Below are 676 nucleotides of genomic sequence, written 5' to 3'. Positions count from 1 at the left end.
TGTGTGTAATGATACCGTAACCATCACGGAGGGAAGGTTTGACATAGGGGAAATTATGCAGTAAATGAATAAATATGAGAACCTTTTCTAAATTATTCATAGTCTGGCTGATGCTTCTGTCAACATTTTTAAGTGCCTGCGAGGAGGATGATGGCTACACCCCTCCATTTACCTGCCAGGTAAATGGAGAAGAGTGGCGGCCGGCTTCCAGACTAGGGCAATTGGGAATGTTTACTTATTTAACTGACGATTTTCTATCAATTTTGGGTAGTAATGATAATTCTGGTATTGGTTTAGCAATTAACGATTCTACAGGTATTGAAGCGAATAAGTTTTACGCATTTACTAATGAACCGATATACTATGGAACATATTACAAAAGGGAAAATGGTGCTAGATGTGATTATGACTTTCCAAATATCATTTCAGGAAAAATGTTAATTACAAGACTGGATGACGAGTTTATAAGCGGCACATTTGAATTCACATCTTATAATTCTGATTGTGGCGACACCATAAAGGTGACTGAAGGTAGGTTTCATATCAATGAAATTACCAAATGAGGTTTATGATAATGAACAAATATTTCACGCACATACTTGCTCCGGTTTCTTTGGCTCTTTTAGCTATTGGGTTCAGCGCGTGCCAGGAAGATGATGAATTACCTGCTATTACA

Annotated in this window: 1 protein-coding gene; it reads left to right on the top strand. The window is 37.6% G+C overall.

All coding sequences use genetic code 11. The annotated features are described in order from the left end of the window. Nucleotides 1-74 precede the first annotated feature (74 nt). The gene (locus E1163_RS00465) at nucleotides 75-563 is read left to right on the top strand and encodes a Riean_0653 family protein (protein ID WP_155168563.1); all 489 of its coding nucleotides are present in this window, start codon (nucleotides 75-77) and stop codon (nucleotides 561-563) included. Nucleotides 564-676 lie beyond the last annotated feature (113 nt).

The organism is Fulvivirga kasyanovii, assembly GCF_009711405.1.
GTDB classification, from domain to species: Bacteria; Bacteroidota; Bacteroidia; order Cytophagales; family Cyclobacteriaceae; genus Fulvivirga; species Fulvivirga kasyanovii.
Note: the sequence above shows the minus strand (reverse complement) of the source record. Positions and strands in the feature narration are given on the sequence as shown.